16 protein-coding genes are annotated in these 16,306 nt (G+C 65.8%); 7 read left to right on the forward strand and 9 right to left on the reverse strand.

Annotation, left to right across the window (positions count from 1 at the left end):
• Positions 1-38: 38 nt before the first annotated feature.
• The 6 genes from WV31_RS16680 to WV31_RS16705 all read right to left on the reverse strand — a co-directional run bounded on the left by WV31_RS16680 (position 39) and on the right by WV31_RS16705 (position 7,060).
• A complete protein-coding gene (locus tag WV31_RS16680) occupies positions 39-1,109 on the reverse strand; it encodes a branched-chain amino acid ABC transporter permease (RefSeq protein ID WP_085374628.1) in 1,071 nt (356 codons plus the stop codon).
• A gap of 130 nt (positions 1,110-1,239) precedes the next feature.
• On the reverse strand, positions 1,240-2,133 hold the full coding sequence (locus WV31_RS16685; protein ID WP_085374629.1) for a branched-chain amino acid ABC transporter permease: 894 nt from the start codon (positions 2,131-2,133) through the stop codon (positions 1,240-1,242).
• Between the two features lie 11 nt (positions 2,134-2,144).
• Positions 2,145-4,076: a long-chain fatty acid--CoA ligase gene (locus WV31_RS16690; RefSeq protein WP_085374630.1), complete on the reverse strand. Its 1,932-nt coding sequence runs from the start codon at positions 4,074-4,076 to the stop codon at positions 2,145-2,147.
• A complete protein-coding gene (locus WV31_RS16695; RefSeq protein WP_085374631.1) occupies positions 4,076-4,873 on the reverse strand; it encodes an ABC transporter ATP-binding protein in 798 nt (265 codons plus the stop codon). Before WV31_RS16695 ends, WV31_RS16690 begins: the two co-directional genes overlap by 1 nt.
• A 133-nt stretch (positions 4,874-5,006) precedes the next feature.
• Complete coding sequence (gene mmsB / locus WV31_RS16700) at positions 5,007-5,897, reverse strand: 3-hydroxyisobutyrate dehydrogenase (protein WP_085374632.1); 891 nt, start codon at positions 5,895-5,897, stop codon at positions 5,007-5,009.
• Positions 5,898-5,923: 26 nt separating this feature from the next.
• Complete coding sequence (locus WV31_RS16705) at positions 5,924-7,060, reverse strand: isobutyryl-CoA dehydrogenase (RefSeq protein WP_085374633.1); 1,137 nt, start codon at positions 7,058-7,060, stop codon at positions 5,924-5,926.
• A gap of 220 nt (positions 7,061-7,280) precedes the next feature.
• Between WV31_RS16705 and WV31_RS16710 the strand changes: the two genes are divergently transcribed.
• From WV31_RS16710 to WV31_RS16725, 4 genes are all read left to right on the forward strand, one after another.
• The gene (locus WV31_RS16710) at positions 7,281-7,940 is read left to right on the forward strand and encodes a GntR family transcriptional regulator (RefSeq protein WP_085374634.1); all 660 of its coding nucleotides are present in this window, start codon (positions 7,281-7,283) and stop codon (positions 7,938-7,940) included.
• A gap of 104 nt (positions 7,941-8,044) precedes the next feature.
• On the forward strand, positions 8,045-9,571 hold the full coding sequence (locus tag WV31_RS16715) for a malonate--CoA ligase (RefSeq protein WP_085374635.1): 1,527 nt from the start codon (positions 8,045-8,047) through the stop codon (positions 9,569-9,571).
• Positions 9,572-9,711: 140 nt separating this feature from the next.
• Complete coding sequence (locus tag WV31_RS16720) at positions 9,712-10,746, forward strand: enoyl-CoA hydratase/isomerase family protein (protein WP_085374636.1); 1,035 nt, start codon at positions 9,712-9,714, stop codon at positions 10,744-10,746.
• A 138-nt stretch (positions 10,747-10,884) separates the two neighbouring features.
• A complete protein-coding gene (locus WV31_RS16725) occupies positions 10,885-11,646 on the forward strand; it encodes an SDR family NAD(P)-dependent oxidoreductase (RefSeq protein ID WP_085374637.1) in 762 nt (253 codons plus the stop codon).
• A 7-nt stretch (positions 11,647-11,653) separates the two neighbouring features.
• Here WV31_RS16725 and WV31_RS16730 read toward each other — a convergent pair whose 3' ends face one another.
• The gene (locus WV31_RS16730; protein ID WP_085374638.1) at positions 11,654-12,841 is read right to left on the reverse strand and encodes a sensor histidine kinase; all 1,188 of its coding nucleotides are present in this window, start codon (positions 12,839-12,841) and stop codon (positions 11,654-11,656) included.
• Positions 12,841-13,848 carry a cobalamin B12-binding domain-containing protein gene (locus WV31_RS16735; RefSeq protein ID WP_168185972.1) on the reverse strand — a complete coding sequence of 336 codons (1,008 nt, stop codon included), beginning with the start codon at positions 13,846-13,848 and terminating at the stop codon, positions 12,841-12,843. The genes WV31_RS16730 and WV31_RS16735 overlap by 1 nt, the downstream gene beginning before the upstream one ends.
• Positions 13,849-14,035: 187 nt before the next feature.
• On the opposite strand from WV31_RS16735, the gene WV31_RS16740 reads away from it, so the two are divergent.
• Together WV31_RS16740 and WV31_RS16745 are read left to right on the forward strand one after the other, a co-directional pair.
• Complete coding sequence (locus tag WV31_RS16740; protein WP_085374640.1) at positions 14,036-14,245, forward strand: hypothetical protein; 210 nt, start codon at positions 14,036-14,038, stop codon at positions 14,243-14,245.
• 68 nt (positions 14,246-14,313) lie between these two features.
• Positions 14,314-14,511: a CCE_0567 family metalloprotein gene (locus tag WV31_RS16745; RefSeq protein WP_085374641.1), complete on the forward strand. Its 198-nt coding sequence runs from the start codon at positions 14,314-14,316 to the stop codon at positions 14,509-14,511.
• Between the two features lie 125 nt (positions 14,512-14,636).
• Here WV31_RS16745 and murI read toward each other — a convergent pair whose 3' ends face one another.
• Positions 14,637-15,458, reverse strand: a complete 822-nt coding sequence (gene murI, locus WV31_RS16750; RefSeq protein WP_085374642.1) for a glutamate racemase — start codon at positions 15,456-15,458, stop codon at positions 14,637-14,639.
• Between the two features lie 146 nt (positions 15,459-15,604).
• On the opposite strand from murI, the gene WV31_RS16755 reads away from it, so the two are divergent.
• Positions 15,605-16,303 carry a Crp/Fnr family transcriptional regulator gene (locus WV31_RS16755; RefSeq protein ID WP_085374643.1) on the forward strand — a complete coding sequence of 233 codons (699 nt, stop codon included), beginning with the start codon at positions 15,605-15,607 and terminating at the stop codon, positions 16,301-16,303.
• Positions 16,304-16,306 lie beyond the last annotated feature (3 nt).

The raw sequence follows: 16,306 nt of genomic DNA on the forward strand, positions 1-16,306 counted from the left end.
ATCGAGACAACGGTTTTTTGTGTTGTTGTTTTTCTTGGTCAGTACGAGAACGGATACAGCTTCCAATAAGATTTGATCAGACGCCAGCGGTGAACCAGACCATCGGGCTCGAAGATCAGGAACAGCACGATGGCCAGGCCGATGGTGGCCTCCTTGATGTAGGCCAGCGCATTGGTCAGCGCCGGAATGTCGCCGGCGAAGTGCTTGACCGTGCTGACGGCGGCCTCGGTGGCTTCGGGCAGCAGCACCATGAAGGCGGTGCCCATCAGGGTCCCCATCACCGAGCCCATGCCGCCGATGATGATCATGCCGAGGAACTGGATGGACAGCAGGATGGTGAAGCCCTCGGCCGAGACGTAGCCGAGATAGTGGCCGTAGAGCGCGCCGCCGACGCCGGCATAGAACGACGAGATGCCGAACGACAGGATGCGGTACTTGGTGAGGTTGATGCCCATCACCTCGGCCGACAGGTAGTGGTCGCGCACCGCCACGAAGGCGCGGCCGTCGCGGGTGCGCAGCAGGTTGGTGCCCAACAGGTACATCACCACCGTGAAGGCCAGCACCACGTAGAAGAACCCTTTGTCGCCGCCCACCTCGTAGCCGAACAGGCTGATGGGGTTGGCCATGGCGCCGCTTGATCCGCCGGTGAACCAGTTGGCCCGGGCGAAGAAGTCTTCCAGGATGAACTGGGAGGCGAAGGTGGCGATGGCCAGATACAGGCCCTTGAGGCGGCCGGCGGGAATGCCGAACAGGAGGCCCAGCAGGGTGGTCATCACGCCGGCCAGCGGAATGGCCAGCAGCACCGGAATGCCGAAGCTGTTGTTGAGCCAGGCCGAGGCGAAGGCGCCGAAGCCGAAGAAGGCGGCGTGGCCCAGGGAAATCTGGCCGGTACAGCCCACCAGGATGTTCAGGCCCAAGGCGGCGATGCCGTAGAAGCCGATCTGGATCATCAGGGCCAGCAGGTAATTGCTGAACACCATCGGCGCGGCCGCCGCGGCGATGATGCCGGCGATGCACCAGTTCCTGGACGCGGGCGTCAGGAAGATGGTGGTGTCGGCCGCGTAGGTGGTCTTGAACTGGCCGCAGGGAATGAGGCTGGACGAGATCATTGCCATTTCCCCTTCATGTCATTCCGAGGCATCGCCGAGGAATCTCCGCTTGGTGCATTGGTGCCGGTTCTGACGCGCCGCGCCAGGATGAGATCCCTCGCCTGCGCTCGGGATGACAGGCTGTTGCGCATCACACCCTCTCGATGGTCTTGGTGCCGAACAGGCCGTAGGGCTTGATCATCAGGATGATGACCAGCACGTAGAACGGCGCCACGGTGTAAAGGTTGCCCACATGCAGGAACTGGCTGTCGGTGTATTCCGCCAGATTCTCCAGCACGCCGATGATCAGGCCGCCCAGCACCGCGCCGATGATGGAATCCAGGCCGCCGACGATCACCGCCGGAAAGACCTTGATGCCGAAGAACGACAGGGCCGAGGACACGCCGTTGACCATGCCCACCACCACGCCGGCCAGGGCCGAGACCATGGCCGAGATGGCCCAGGCGGTGGCGAACACCGCCTTGACCGAGATGCCGAGGCTTTGCGCCACCTGCTGGTTGAAGGCGGTGGCCCGCATGGCCAGACCCATGCGCGAGTATTTGAAGAACCAGGCGAAGGCGCCCATGATCACCACCGACACCACCAGGCTCATCAGATAGGCGGGCTGGACCGACAGGCCCAGGATGTCCACCGACTTGACCGGGAAGATCTCGGGGAAGGGCTGGGCCCACACGCCGAAGATGGACTTCATCACCGCCTGGAAGAAGATGGACAGGCCGATGGTCACCATGATCACCGAAATGACCGGCTCGCCGATCAGCGGCCTCAGCACGATCATCTGCAGCGCGATGCCGAAGATCATCATGAAGACGAAGGTCATGGGGAAGGCGACGTAGAAGGGCAGCGCCATGCTGGTGACCAGCCACCAGCAGGTCCAGGCGCCGATCAGCAGGAACTCGCCCTGGGCGAAGTTCACCACCTGGGTCGACTTGTAGATCAGCACGAAGCACATGGCGACCACGCCATACAGCGTGCCGACGATCAGCCCGTTGACCAGGAGTTGGAGAAACAGCGAGGAACCCATGATGCGTTCTCCTATTCCGCGGCCAGCTGTTGGGTGGGGGGCGGCAGCAGGGTCACGACCTTCAGTTCGGTCTTGACCCGGGTGGTGGTGCCGTCCTGGAAGGTGATCACCGCGTCCACCGGCACCATCTGGCGATCGGCGTACATGGAATCGATGATGTCGCCGTACTTCTCGTTGATGACGCCGCGCCGCACCTTGCGGGTGCGGGTCAGCTCGCCGTCGTCGGCATCCAGCTCCTTGTAGAGCAGCAGGAATTTGCGGATGCGCTGGGGCTCGGGCAGGGTGGCGTTGACCTTCTCCACCTCGGCCTGCAACAGGTCGTAGACCTGGGCCTGGGCCGACAGATTGGTGTAGTTGGTGAACGAGATGCCCTTGGACTCGGCCCACTTGGACACGATGGAGAAGCGGATGCAGATCAGCGCCGAGAGATAGGGCTTGGTGTCGCCCAGGATCACCGCCTCGGCGATGAAGGGCGAGAACTTCAGCTTGTTCTCGATGAATTGCGGCGAGAAGCGCACGCCATGGGAGGTGGTGGCCAGGTCCTTGATGCGGTCGATGACCACCAGATGGCCGTTTTCCTTCTTGATGTAGCCGGCGTCGCCGGTCTTCAGCCAGTTGCCGTCGACGATGTCGGCGGTACTGGCTTCCGGGTTCTTGTAATAGCCGGTGAACATGCCGTCGGTGGTGGCGACGATCTCGCCCACCCCGTTGGCGTCGGGGTTATCGATGCGCAGCTGGGCGTCGTCGAAGGGCACGCCCACCGAATCGAAGTCGATGTCGCCCGCCCGATGGACGGTATAGGCGCCGGCCAGTTCGGTCTGGCCGTAGATCTGCCTGAGCGGCACGCCCATGGCCAGGAAGAAGCGGAAGGTGTCGGGCCCCAGCGCCGCGCCGCCGGTGGCGGCCGACTTCAGGAACGAGAAGCCGATGCGGTCTTTGAGCGCGTCGAACAGGATCCAGTCGGCCAGCTTGGAGCGCTTGCCCTGGTCCAGCGCGGCCATGCCCAGCTTCATGCCCAGATTGAACATCCACTGCTTGAAGGGCGTGGAATCCATCATGCGGGCGCGCACGTCGGCGGCGATGCCTTCCCACATGCGCGGTGCCAGCAGCACGAAATTAGGGCCGATTTCCCGCATGTCGGCCATCATCGTCTCGGGTTCCTCGACGAAGTTGACGATGTTGCGGCAGATCAGCGGCTGGGCCACGGCGTAGATCTGTTCCATGATCCACGGCAGCGGCAGCACCGAGACGTAATTGTCCCCCGCCGCCTTGGGATCGGCGCGCAAATAGGCGGTGGAATGGCGCAGGAAGGGGCCGGCCTGCAGCATGGCCAGCTTGGGGTTCGAGGTGGTGCCGGACGTGGTGCACAGGATGGCCACGTCGTCGCCCTTGCCCTTGGCCACTTCCTCGTCGAAGCGCGACGGGTTGGCGGCGGCCACTTCCTGGGCCTTGCGCTTCAGATCCTCGGCCGAGATCAGGCGCGGGTCCTTGTGCTTGCGCATGCCGCGCGGGTCGAAATAGACGATGTGGCGGATGGTGGGAACCTCGGCCGAGATTTCCAGCAGCTTGTCCACCTGCTCCTCGTCCTCGGCCAGCACGATGGCCGCGCCGGTATAGGACAGCAGGTAGGCCACCTCGGCGTTCATGGAATCGTGGTAGATGCCAAGACTCATGGCGCCCACCGCATGGGCCGCCACCTCGCCCCACAGGCTTTCCGGGCGGTTCTTGCCCAGGATGGCGACCACGTCGCCGCGGGCGACGCCCAGCGACAGCATGCCGAGAGCCAGATCCCTCACCCGGTTCAGGTAGTCGGACCAGGTGAAGGCGTTCCAGATGCCGAATTCCTTCTCCCGCATGGCGATTTCGCCGGGCCAGCGCTGGGCGTTGTGCACCAGGGCCTTGGGGAAGGTGTCGTGAATGGTGGTGTCGAGGTATTCGCTCATCAGGCCACTTCCTCGTCTTCGTCGATGCCGAGATAGGCCACCTTGACCCGTTCGTTGCTCATGATCTCGTCGGGCAGGCCTTCGGCGATCTTGCGGCCGAATTCCAGCACCATCACCCGGTGGGAGATGTCCATGACCACGCCCATGTCGTGTTCGATCATGATCACCGTCATGCCCCATTCCTCGTTGAGGTCGACGATGTAGCGGGCCATGTCCTCCTTTTCCTCGAGGTTCATGCCGGCCATGGGCTCGTCCAGCAGGATGACCTTGGGCTCCACCGCCATGGCGCGGGCCAGTTCCACACGCTTGCGCAAGCCGTAGGGCAGGGTGCCGGCCACCGCCTTGCGGATGTGGGCGATCTCCAGGAAGTCGATGATGTCTTCCACCTTGCGGCGGTGGGCCAGCTCCTCGGTGCGCGCCCCCGTGCCCCAGTACAGCGCGCCCGACAGCGCGTTGTTGCCGAGCAGGTGGTGGCGGCCGACCATGATGTTGTCGAGCACGCTCATGTGCCCGAACAGCGCCAGGTTCTGGAAGGTGCGGCCCAGCCCCAGCGTGGCGCGCACGTTGGGCGAAAGCCCCGTCACGTCGCGCCCGTCCATGTAGACCCGCCCGGCGGTCGGCTTGTAGCGGCCCGACACGCAGTTCAGCATGGAGGTCTTGCCGGCGCCGTTGGGGCCGATGATGGAGAACAGTTCACCCTTGTTGACCTGGAAACTGACCTCGGTCAGGGCGCGCACGCCGCCGAAGGCCAGCGACACGTCGCGCACTTCCAGAACCGGTGTATCCGATACGGACATCGTCTATCGCTCCCGAACCGGGACGGAGCCTTTTGCGGCGCCTGCCCCGAACCACCCTGATGACTCCTCTTGATGGGAGTCTCCCTATTTGTGAAAACGAGCATACGTTTTTTTAATTGCCGTGCAAGTGTGTTCAGGCCTTGCCGCGCAGCATGTGAATGATTCCCGAGAAATCCAGGCCGCCCTGGCCCATTCCCGCCATCATGGCGTAGAGCTGGGCGGCTTCCGCGCCCAGCGGAATGGAGGCGCCGCAGCCTTGCGCGGCCTCGACCGCCAGCTTCAGGTCCTTCAGCATCATGGCCGCCGCGAAGCCCGCCTTGTACTCGCGGTTGGCGGGCGAGGCGGGCACCGGGCCGGGCACCGGGCAGTACGAGGTCATGGACCAGTTCTGGCCCGACGACTTGGACGAGATGTCGAACAGCTTCTGCGCGTCCAGGCCCAGCTTCTCGGCGAGCGCGAAGGCCTCGCAGGTGCCGATCATGGAAATGCCCAGCAGCATGTTGTTGCAGATCTTGGCCGCCTGGCCGTTGCCGGGGCCGCCGGCGTGGACGATGGTCTTGCCCATGGCGGCCAGGATCGGCTCGGCGCGGGCGAAGGCGGCATCCGCGCCGCCCACCATGAAGGTCAGCGTCCCGGCCTCGGCTCCACCCACGCCGCCCGACACGGGGGCGTCGATCAAAGCGTGACCGGCCTTGGCGGCCTCGTCGGACAGCAGCCGCGCGGTGGCCACGTCGATGGTCGAGGAATCGATGAACAGGCAGCCCTTGGGCGCGGCGGCGAACAGCCCGGCCTCGCCCAGCATCACCGACTTCACGTGGGCGCCGGCGGGCAGCATGGAGACCACCACCTCGGCGCCCCTGGCGGCGTCGGTCGCCTTGGCGCAGGCGGTGGCGCCCGCTTCGGCCGCAGCCTTCAGGGCCGCTTCGGACAGATCGAAGGCGGCGAGTTTGTGCCCGGCCTTGATCAGGTTGCGCATCATCGGCGCACCCATGTTGCCCAGACCGATGAACCCGATGCTCGCCATATGACGTCTCCCTGTCTGAATTCTGGTTAGGTGGTCAGCGCCCGGCCGATGATCACCCGCATGATCTCGTTGCTGCCTTCCAGGATCTGGTGGACGCGCAGATCGCGGAAATAGCGCTCGATGGGATATTCCTTGATGTAGCCGTAGCCGCCATGCAGTTGCAGCGCCGCATCGACCACGGCGAAGCCCACATCGGTGGCCAGGCGCTTGGCCATGGCGCATTGCACCGTTGCCTGGGGCGACCGGGCGTCCAGGGAATGGGCGGCGCGGTGGATCATCAGGCGCGCCGCCTCCAGTTCGGTGGCCATGTCGGCCAGCTTGAACTGGGTGGCCTGGAAGGCGCTGATGGTCTGGCCGAACTGCTGGCGCTGGCCGGTGTACTCGATGGCGTGTTCCAGGCAGCGGCGCGCGCCGCCCAAGCTACAGGCGCCGATATTGATGCGGCCGCCGTCCAGGCCCTTCATGGCGATCTTGAAGCCGTCGCCTTCCTCGCCGATGCGGTTGGCCACCGGAACGCGGCAATCCTCGAAGATCACGCTGGCGGTGGGCTGGGTCTTCCAGCCCAGCTTCTTCTCCTGCTTGCCGAAGGACAGGCCGGGGGTGCCGGCCTCGACCACCAGGCACGAGATGCCCTTGGGGCCGGGGCCGCCGGTGCGCACCATCACCACATAGACGTCCGAGCGTCCGCCGCCCGAGATGAAGGCCTTGGAGCCGTTCAGGACGTAGTGGTCGCCGTCGCGCTCGGCCTTGGTGCGCAAGCTTGCGGCGTCGGACCCGGCATTGGGCTCGGTCAGGCAATAGGAGGCGAATTTGGCCATGCGGCACAAATCGGGCAGCCATTTGCGGCGCTGCTCGTCGTTGCCGAAGCTGTCGATCATCCACGACGCCATGTTGTGGATGGAGATATAGGCGGCGGTGGAGGGGCAGGCGCTCGCCAGTTCCTCGAAGATCAGGGCGGCGTCCAGGCGGGAAAGATGCGAGCCGCCCACGTCGTCCCGGACGTAGATGCCAGCGAAGCCCAACTCGGCGGCCTTGCGCAAGGTGTCCTCGGGGAACAGGCCTTCCTCGTCCCAATGGGCGGCGTGGGGCGCCATCTCGCCTTCGGCGAAATCGCGGGCCGCCTGACGAAAAGCCTCCTGGTCCGGGGTCAGTCCGAAATCCATGCGCTTCGCTTCCCAAGGCCGGGATCTGTCGTCCCGGTTGTTGCCGACGAGGGTACCGTTCAACGGACCCGATGGGTAGGAATTATCACAAGGGATGCGGCGGGTCCATCTCTTGTATACGTGATACGCAGTTTTTGTGTCCGAGATGCGGATTGGCCTTAGACAGCCATGCGGGTAGATGTATACTCCTTCCCGCCACGACAAGGGTTCTGGAGGCCCGATGAGCGAGCAGAAGAAGCCGGCGACCCGGGCGGACGAGATCCGGCAGGTGATCGAGAAGGAGATTTTCACCGGCGTGCTGCGCCCCGGCACCCGCCTGGACGAGGAAAGCCTGGCGGCGCGCTTCGGCCTGTCGCGCACCCCGGTGCGCGAAGCCATCCTGCAGCTGGTCTATTCCGGCCTGGTGGTGAAGAAGCCGCGCCAGGGCGCGGTGGTGGCGCCCTTGGACCTGCACCGCATGGTGCAGATGTTCGAGGTGATGAGCGATATCGAGGGCCTGTGCGCCCGCTATGCCGCGCGGCGCATGTCGCCCGACGAGAAGTCCAGGCTTTCCGCCATGGTGGACGAGGCGGACGCCTTGTGCCGGGCCCGCGACCTGGACGGCTATTACGCCGTCAACCGCGCCTTCCACGACGCGGTCTACGACGGCAGCCACAACGAGGTCCTGAAGGAGATGGCGCGCTCGCTGTTCGCCCGTCTGGCGCCTTATCGCCGCTACCAGCTGAACCATCCCGGCCGCGTCGACGGCTCGCTGTCCGAACATGCCGAGGTGGTGGCGGCCATCCAGGCGGCCGACCCCGACCGCGCCCAGGCGGTGATGCGCAAGCATGTCACCATTCAGGCCGATATCTTTGCCGAATTCGTGTCCATCATGACCTAGGCTTGTATCCATGAAACGTGTTTCTTGGATACAAAAATGTGGCGCCCAGAGCCACCGTATGGTATCGGCGTAATCCGGGTTTGATGACAAAGGGGTGCGCCCATATGACCGACAATCTGTTCGAGCTGTTCCGCTCGCGCTTTCCCGCCGACCGGTCGCGCACCTTCATCGAGGTTCCCGGCGGGGTGACTCTCAGCTACGCCGATCTCGAGGCATCAAGCGCCCGCTACGCCCACGCTCTGGTGGAGGCGGGGGTCAAGCCCGGCGACCGGGTAGCGGTGCAGGTGGACAAGTCAGCCGAGGCGGTAGTGCTGTATCTGGCCTGCGTGCGGGCCGGTGCCGTGCTGCTGCCCCTGAACACCGCCTATCAGGCGGGCGAGCTGGAATACTTCCTGTCCGACGCCGCTCCGTCCGCCGTGGTGTGCCAGCCGCACCGTCTGGCCGAGCTGGAGGGGCTGGCGGTCACGGCCGGCATCAAAACCTGCGTCATGACGCTGGGCACGGGCGGCGACGGCACCTTGCCCGGGCGGGCCAAGGGGCTGGCGGAGACCTTCGCCACCGTGGCGCGGGGCGGCGACGACATGGCCGCCATCCTCTATTCCTCGGGCACCACCGGGCGGCCCAAGGGCGCCATGATGAGCCACACCAACCTGGCCTCCAACGCGCTGACGCTGCACAGGCTGTGGGGGTTCAAGCCCGACGACGTGCTGCTGCACTGCCTGCCGATCTTCCACACCCACGGGCTGTTCGTGGCCATCAACTGCGTGCTGCTGAACGGCGGCCCCATGATCTTCTGCCCCAAGTTCGACGCCGAACAGGCCATCGGGTTGCTCAAGCGCGCCACGGTGTTCATGGGGGTGCCCACCTTCTACACCCGCTTCCTCGCCAGCCCCAACCTGACTCCGGCGGCCTGCTCCAACATGCGGCTGTTCATCTCGGGCTCGGCCCCGCTGCTGGAGGAGACCTTCAACGCCTTCCGGGGCAAGACCGGCTTTACCATCCTGGAACGCTACGGCATGACCGAGGGCGGCATGTTCACCTCCAATCCCCTGGACGGCGACCGCCGGGCGGGCACGGTGGGCTTTCCCCTGCCCGACGTGGAACTGCGCATCACGGGCGAGGAGGGCCAGGTGCTTCCCCAGGGCGAGGTGGGCATCATCGAAGTCAAGGGACCGAACATCTTCAAGGGTTACTGGAACATGCCCGAGAAGACCAAGGCCGAGTTCACCCCTGACGGGTTTTTCAAGTCGGGCGACGTGGGCGTGGTGGACGAGCGGGGCTACGTCTCCATCGTCGGGCGCGCCAAGGACCTGATCATCTCGGGCGGCTACAACGTCTACCCCAAGGAGGTGGAGGACTTCATCGACCGGCTGCCGGGCGTGGTGGAATCCGCCGTGGTGGGCATGCCCCACCCCGATTTCGGCGAGGCCGGCCTGGCCGTCGTGGTGGCCGAGAAGGGTGCGGCGCTGACGGGCGAGGGGGTGATCGACGCCCTGAAAGGCCGTCTCGCCAATTACAAGGTGCCCAAGCTGGCGGTGGTGGTGAGCGAACTGCCGCGCAACGCCATGGGCAAGGTGCAAAAGAACGTGCTGCGCGAGTCCTATGCCGAGATGTGGAAGGCCAATCTGTGAGGTGGCGTGTCATCCCGAGCGCATGCGAGGGATCCCCGTCTGGCATGCCGCTGCCAATTCGGAGAAGCCGTCACAGACTGGGATCCCTCGGTCGCGTTGCTTCCTAGGGATGACAATGGGTATTTGCCGGAGAGTATTTGATGACCGCTGAAATTCATTTCGACCGTACCGGCCATCTGGGCCGCATCATCCTCGACCGGCCCAAGGCGCTGAACGCCCTGACGCTGGATCAGGTGCACGCCATTCATCCCAAGCTGGATGCCTGGGCCACTGACTCTGACGTCACCTGCATTACCATCGAGGGTGCGGGCGAGAAGGCGTTCTGCGCCGGCGGCGACATCAAGCAGCTGTACGAGGCCTGCAAGGCGGGCGAGCTGGATTACGTCACCGCCTTCTACCGCGACGAATACCGCCTCAACCGCCGCATCCACACCAGCCCCAAGCCCTATGTGGCGCTGATCGACGGCATCGTCATGGGCGGCGGCGTGGGGGTTTCCGTCCATGGGCTGTACCGGGTCGCCACCGAGCGCACCCTGTTCGCCATGCCGGAAACCGGCATCGGCTTCTTTCCCGACGTGGGCGGCTCGTACTTCCTGCCCCGTCTGCCGGGCGCCATCGGCATGTATCTCGGCCTGACGGGGGCACGGCTGAAGGCCGCCGACACCCTGCACGTGGGCGTGGCCACCCATTACGTGGATTCCGCCCGCATGCCCGCCCTGGTCGAGGCGCTCTCCGAGGCCCGCGACGCCGCCGAGGTCAAGGCGACCCTGGACGGTTTCGCCTGCGATCCCGGCCCGGCCGCCATCGATGCCAAGCGCGCGCTGATCGACCGCTGCTTCGGCAAGGCCACGCTGGCCGAGGTGATCGCCGCGCTGGAAGGGGAAAGCGATCCCTTCGCCGCCGAGACGCTGGCGACGCTGAAGTCCAAGTCGCCCCATCTGGTGGCGGTCAGCTTCGAGATGATCCGGCGCGGCAAGGCGCTCAGCTTCGACCAGTGCATGACGATGGAATTCCGTCTGGCGCTGTCGCTGGCCCCCGCCCACGATTTCGTGGAAGGAATCCGCGCCCTGCTGATCGACCGCGACAACAAGCCCGCCTGGAATCCGGCGGGGAGCGAGTCCCAGGTCCTGGCCCATTTCGACGCGGTTCCGGCCTGCGGGGATCTGACCTTTTAGTCGGGCTATCGCCCGAACCCATTTGGGGCGATGCCCCAAACCCCCTTTTCGAATCAAAGGGAGGTTTGGAGGTTCACCTCCAGCCGGGGTGCGGGGCGGAAGCCCCGGTATGAAAAAGACCGAGGGGAGTAAGACAGAATGAACGTCAACGGATTGGCCGCCATCGTCACCGGCGGCGGCTCGGGTCTGGGGCAGGCCACCGCCCGCGCGCTCGCCAAGGCCGGCGCCAAGGTCGCGGTGTTCGACATCAACGCCGCCAATGCCGAAGCCACCGCGCGTGAGATCGGCGGCGTCTTCGCCCAATGCGACGTCACCGACGAGGCTTCGACCCTGGCCGCCCTGGCCCATGCGCGCGAGGCGCACGGCCCGGCCCGCATCGCCGTCAGCTGCGCCGGCGTGGTGACGCCGGGCAAGGTGGTGGGGCGCAAGGGGCCCATGCCGCTGGAGACCTTCGCCCGGGTCATCCAGGTCAACCTGATCGGCACCTTCAACGTCATGCGCCTGGCCGCCGCCGAGATGGCCGCCCTCGACCCGCTCGACGGCGGCGAGAGGGGGGTGATCGTCAATACCGCCTCCATCGCCGCCTGGGACGGGCAGGTGGGCCAGTGCGCCTATGCCTCGTCCAAGGGCGGCGTCGCCGCCCTGTCGCTGCCCGCCGCCCGTGAATTCGCGCCGCTCGGCATCCGGGTGATGGCGGTGGCGCCCGGCTACATGGAGACCCCCATGCTGGCCGGCATGCCCGACGAGGTGATGGAGGGGCTGGTGGCCTCGACCCTGTTCCCCCACCGCCTGGGACGGCCCGAGGAATTCGCGAAGATGGTGCTGGCCATCTGCGACAATCCCATGCTCAACGGCAGCGCCATCCGCCTGGACGGCGCGGTCAGGATGCCGCCGCAGTAAGGCGGGTTCAGCCGTCGGCCGGCAGCAGCACGGTTACCGTGGTGCCCAGGCCGGAGGTCGAGGTCACATGGATGGAACCGCCATGGGCCTCGATCATCTTGGCGCAGATGTAGAGGCCCAGACCGATGGATGCCTCTCCCGCCGTGCCTGTCACCCCTTTGCGGAAGGGGTGGAACAGGGTCTCGAGCCTTTCGGGCGGCATGCCGATGCCCGTATCGGTCACGTCGATACGGGCCTGTGGGTGGCCATCCGCGTCCTTGCCCGCGGACACGGCCAGGGTGATGGACGAGTTCGAGTGGGAGAACTTGACGGCATTGCTCAGCAGGTTGGTCATGACCTGCTCGATCTTGAGGGCGTCCACCGCGGCCCACACGGGCGGAACCGGCGGAAACAGGATGGTGATGGATTTCTGTTCGCCGAGGACCGAGGTCAGCGCCGCGACCCTTTGCATCAGTTCGGTCAGGTCGCAGGGCTGGCGGTTGAGGGCGAGGTGCCCGCTCTCGATGGCCGACAGCGACAGCACATCCTCGATCAGGGCCAGCATGTAGCGGATGGATTGGTGGATATTGCCCACATACTTCCTCAGCCTCGGATCGCTGTCGGGGGCAAGCAGCATGTCGAGGATTTCCGAATATCCGGAAATCACCGACAGCGGCGTGCGCAGATCGTGGGCCAGCACGCCGAACAGCCGGTTCTTCTGGTCGTTGGCGGCGGTCAGCCGGGCATTGGCCTTGGCCAGCTGGCGCTGGGTGTTGACCAGTTCGCTGTTCAGCTCGCTCATGGATTCGTAGATGGCGCCGCTGGCCGGTCTGGCCGAGCGCTCCTTGAGCAGGCGGCGCAGCAAGGTGACGTGGTCGCTGTTCAGCCGCGCCAGATCCTGAATCAGCAGATCGCCATCGCGGTCGGCGGGAATGGCGGCCACCGCCAGCCCCGCCTCGATCACCGCTCCCGACAGGCGATAGGGCTCGAGCCGGCCGTTGGTCTCGATGGTCACTTCCCAGTCATAGGCGCTTTCATCCCGGCGCAGGGCGGCGAGGAAGTCGAATGCCTTGGAAAAGCATTCCCTCGACACCACGGCGGCCAGGGGCTGTCCCACACGGGCGTTGGCATGGGGCTGTCCGCCTTCATGCAGGACCTCGGTGATCATGCCGTCATGATCGCACAGCAGGATCAGCCCCGATCGCGATGGCGCCATCACCAGCCCCCCCGTTCCGCCAGCCGGACGGCATCGTCGGCATTCTGGGCCGTGCCGTCGGCCCCCAGGCGGCTCCACAATGTCTCATCGATGTTGAAGGGATAGCCCCCCACCAGGATGGAAACCTTGGTGCCGAAGCGCTGGCGGGCGGACGTGATCAGATTGGCCACCAGCCCCACATGGGAGGTGAGCGTGGCCGAGACGGCGATAAGTTCGGCGTTCACGGATTGCGCCATGTCGAGCGTCTCGCCCACCGGGGCGTTGGCTCCGAGATAATGGCTGTCCCAGCCGCTCATCTCGAAGCAATCGGCCACCATGCGCACGCCGATCTCGTGCAGTTCACCGCTGACGCAGCAGGCCACCATGGAGCGGTTCTTGGCCTCGGCCCCGAAGATGCGGGGATAGAGCTGGGACATGATCCCCTGGGTGACGGCGGTAATGTAGTGTTCCTGGGCCACCGAAACCCGGTTCATCTGCCACAGGCGGCCGACTTCGCGCAGCACCGGCTGGAAGACGTCGAGATAGACGGTCTTGACGGGCATGCCGTCTTCCACGGCGTTCAGAATCAGGGCGGCGGCCGCGTGCCGGCGGCAGCCGAGCAGGGCGTCCAGGTATTGCCGGGCCAGATCCGCCGCGGGGCCGATCTGCGTCAGATGGCCGGGGGGCTCGGACGGCATGAAACGCAGCTGCTCGCGGGCCGAGGCGATCAGGTCCCGGGCGGCCTGGGCCGAACCGTTCTCCAGGTCCTTGGGCAGGGCCAGGGAGACGGCGGCAAGGGCCGCGTCGATCTCGGTTTCCGGCAAGCCCTGACCGGCCAGAAGGGATTTGCGCCAGCCGACATAGTGAAGGAACAGCGCCGGCGAAGCGTGGCACAGCGCCTCGGACAGATACAGCAGCATGGCGCGCAGCTCATCGGCATCGGCCGACAGGCCGCCGGCCTTCATGATCCCCATGGCGTCGGCGGCGATTTCCGCGCGCCTGTTCCCGATGATAGCCGGATTGTTCAATAGGCACCCTCCAAACGTCATAGTGCCTACGGATCGGAATTAATACAAGTCCGGGGCGGGCCCCGTCATGGAATTGCCATACTCCCATGGGACATTCCCGGCATCCCACCGTCACGGAACCTTCGCTTGAGGCGCGGGGCCCGAGGCACTAGGACTTTCGCAGCGAAACAAGGACGACCGGACCATCATGATCCCGACCCAGGACGAATTCTGCCACTGCCCCCATTGCGGACGCCGCACCCGGCATTCCGTGGTGCGGGAACGGGTGCTGGCTCCGGTTCTGTGGTGCCTGTCGTGCTTTGGCACCCGCGTCGAGGCGGTCGAGGCCGCGCCGGTTCCCACGGTGCGGATGACGCGCTCCGCCGACGCAGGGCAGACCTTCCGCCTCGCCGGTTGATGGGGCGGGTGGGGCAAGGCTACACTCGGCCTCGCCGCCACGCCCCTCTGACCGGAGTTTTTCCCATCATGAGCGACGTCGAAGCCCTCAAGGCCGAGGTCAGGAAGCTGAACGCCCAGGCGACCCAGGCCAAGATGGACCTGCACGACCTGTCCGAAGAACTGCCCATCGGCTGGGAGAAGATCCCCGAGGTGGCGGCCTTTTGCCATGATCTCTACGCCCGCCTGGCCCAGGCCCGCGCCGCCCTGAAGGCGGCGGGGGGCTGATCACGGCCGCCTTGTCATCCCGAACGCAGTGAGGGATCTCCGCCTGGATCGTCAGGGCCGAATCGGACCCGCCGGATCAGGATGAGATCCCTCGGTCGCTTTTGCTCTCTCGGGATGACAATCGTTTATCCCAGGTCGATGGACTCGACCTCGGCTTCCCGGATGATCCAGGGAACGAAGACCTTCGACACCCGGGCGAAGCGCTCGGGCGCGTCGGTGGCGAGGTAGCGGATGCGCGCCCCGCCGTCCTCGGTCTTCAGGTTTCGCAGGTTCAGCAGGTCGTCGAGCACCATGGCGGTGGTCGAGGCGGAATCCACCACCGCCACCTCGCGTCCCAGCAGGCGGCGGAACAAGGGCGCCAAGGCGGGGAAGTGGGTGCAGCCCAGCAGCAGGCAATCGGCGCGATCGGGGCCGGAAAACAGCGGGTCCAGGTAATGCCGGGCGATCTGTTCGGCGATGGGGCCGTCCACCAGCCCTTCCTCGACCATGGGGACGAACAGCGGGCAGGGCAACTGCGTCACCTGGGCGTTGGGCCGCGAATGCAGGATGGCGCGGGGATAGGACCCGGCCTGCACGGCGCTTTCCGTGGCGATGACCACGATGCGTCCGCGGGCCGAGGCGGCCGCCGCGGCCGCCGCGCCCGGTTCCACCACGCCGATCACCGGCAGGCCGGGAAAGGCGGCGCGCAACGCGTCCAGCGCATGGGCCGACGAGGTGTTGTCGGCCACCAGCAGGGCCTTGATCCCCTGGGCGACCAGCGCCCTGGTGGCTTCCAGGGCGTACGCCGCCACGGTCTGGGCGCTTTTGGTGCCGTAGGGCAGGCGAGCGGTGTCGCCCAGATAGATCAGCGATTCGCCGGGCAGCCGTTCGCGCACCGCCTTCAGCACGGTCAGCCCCCCGACGCCCGAGTCGAAGATGCCGATGGGAAGGGTGGCGCTGTCTGTCATGATGTCCGGATGTGACTGTCCCTTGATGCATACTTAGCGGTCCCGCCGCCATCGGGCAAGAGGCGGGGTATTTAGGGACTGGAACGGGGCGTCGCTTCGGCGTACGGTGCCCTCCGATTGACCAGAGTCACATGGGGAATCCACGCATGACGCAGGCGCTCGACCGCGAGGTGCTGCTGCAACTGCAATTCGCGCCGCTGTTCACCGGCCTGGCCGAGAAGGACGTGCGCGAACTGCTGGACGGCGCCGAATTGCTGGTCCTGGGGCACGAGCACCTGCTCTACCGCGAGGGCGAGACGGTCAGCCGATTCTACGTGGTGCTGGACGGCCATGTGGAGCTGTCGCTGGACGTGGACGGCAAGAAGAGCGTGGTCGAGGTGGCGCGCCGCTCCACCGTGCTGGGCGACGCCGCCATGTTCGGACCGGGGCGCTACATCATGACCGCCCGGGTGCTGACCGGGGCGACCCTGCTGGCCATTCCCGCCGGCTCGTTCCGCGCTCGCCTGGAAGAGCGCCTGGACATCACGCTGCACATGCTGACCACCATGAGCTTCCGCCTGCGCATGCTGGTCCGCCAGATCGCCGAGCTGAAGTTGAAGACCACCGCCCAGCGCCTGGGCAGTTTCCTGCTGACCATGGTCGAGGCCGAGGACGGCAAGGCCGAGCTGCGCTTTCCCTACGACAAGAAGCTGGTGGCCGACCAGCTGGGCATGAAGCCGGAAAGCCTGTCGCGCGCGCTGGGCAAGCTGGGGCGCATCGGGGTCGAATCCCTGCCCGACAATCTGGTGGTGATCGCCGACGTGGCGCGCCTGCGCGAATTCTGCGCCGAAGAAGAAGGCATCTGACGC

This window comes from Magnetospirillum sp. ME-1 (assembly GCF_002105535.1).
Lineage (GTDB): Bacteria > Pseudomonadota > Alphaproteobacteria > Rhodospirillales > Magnetospirillaceae > Phaeospirillum.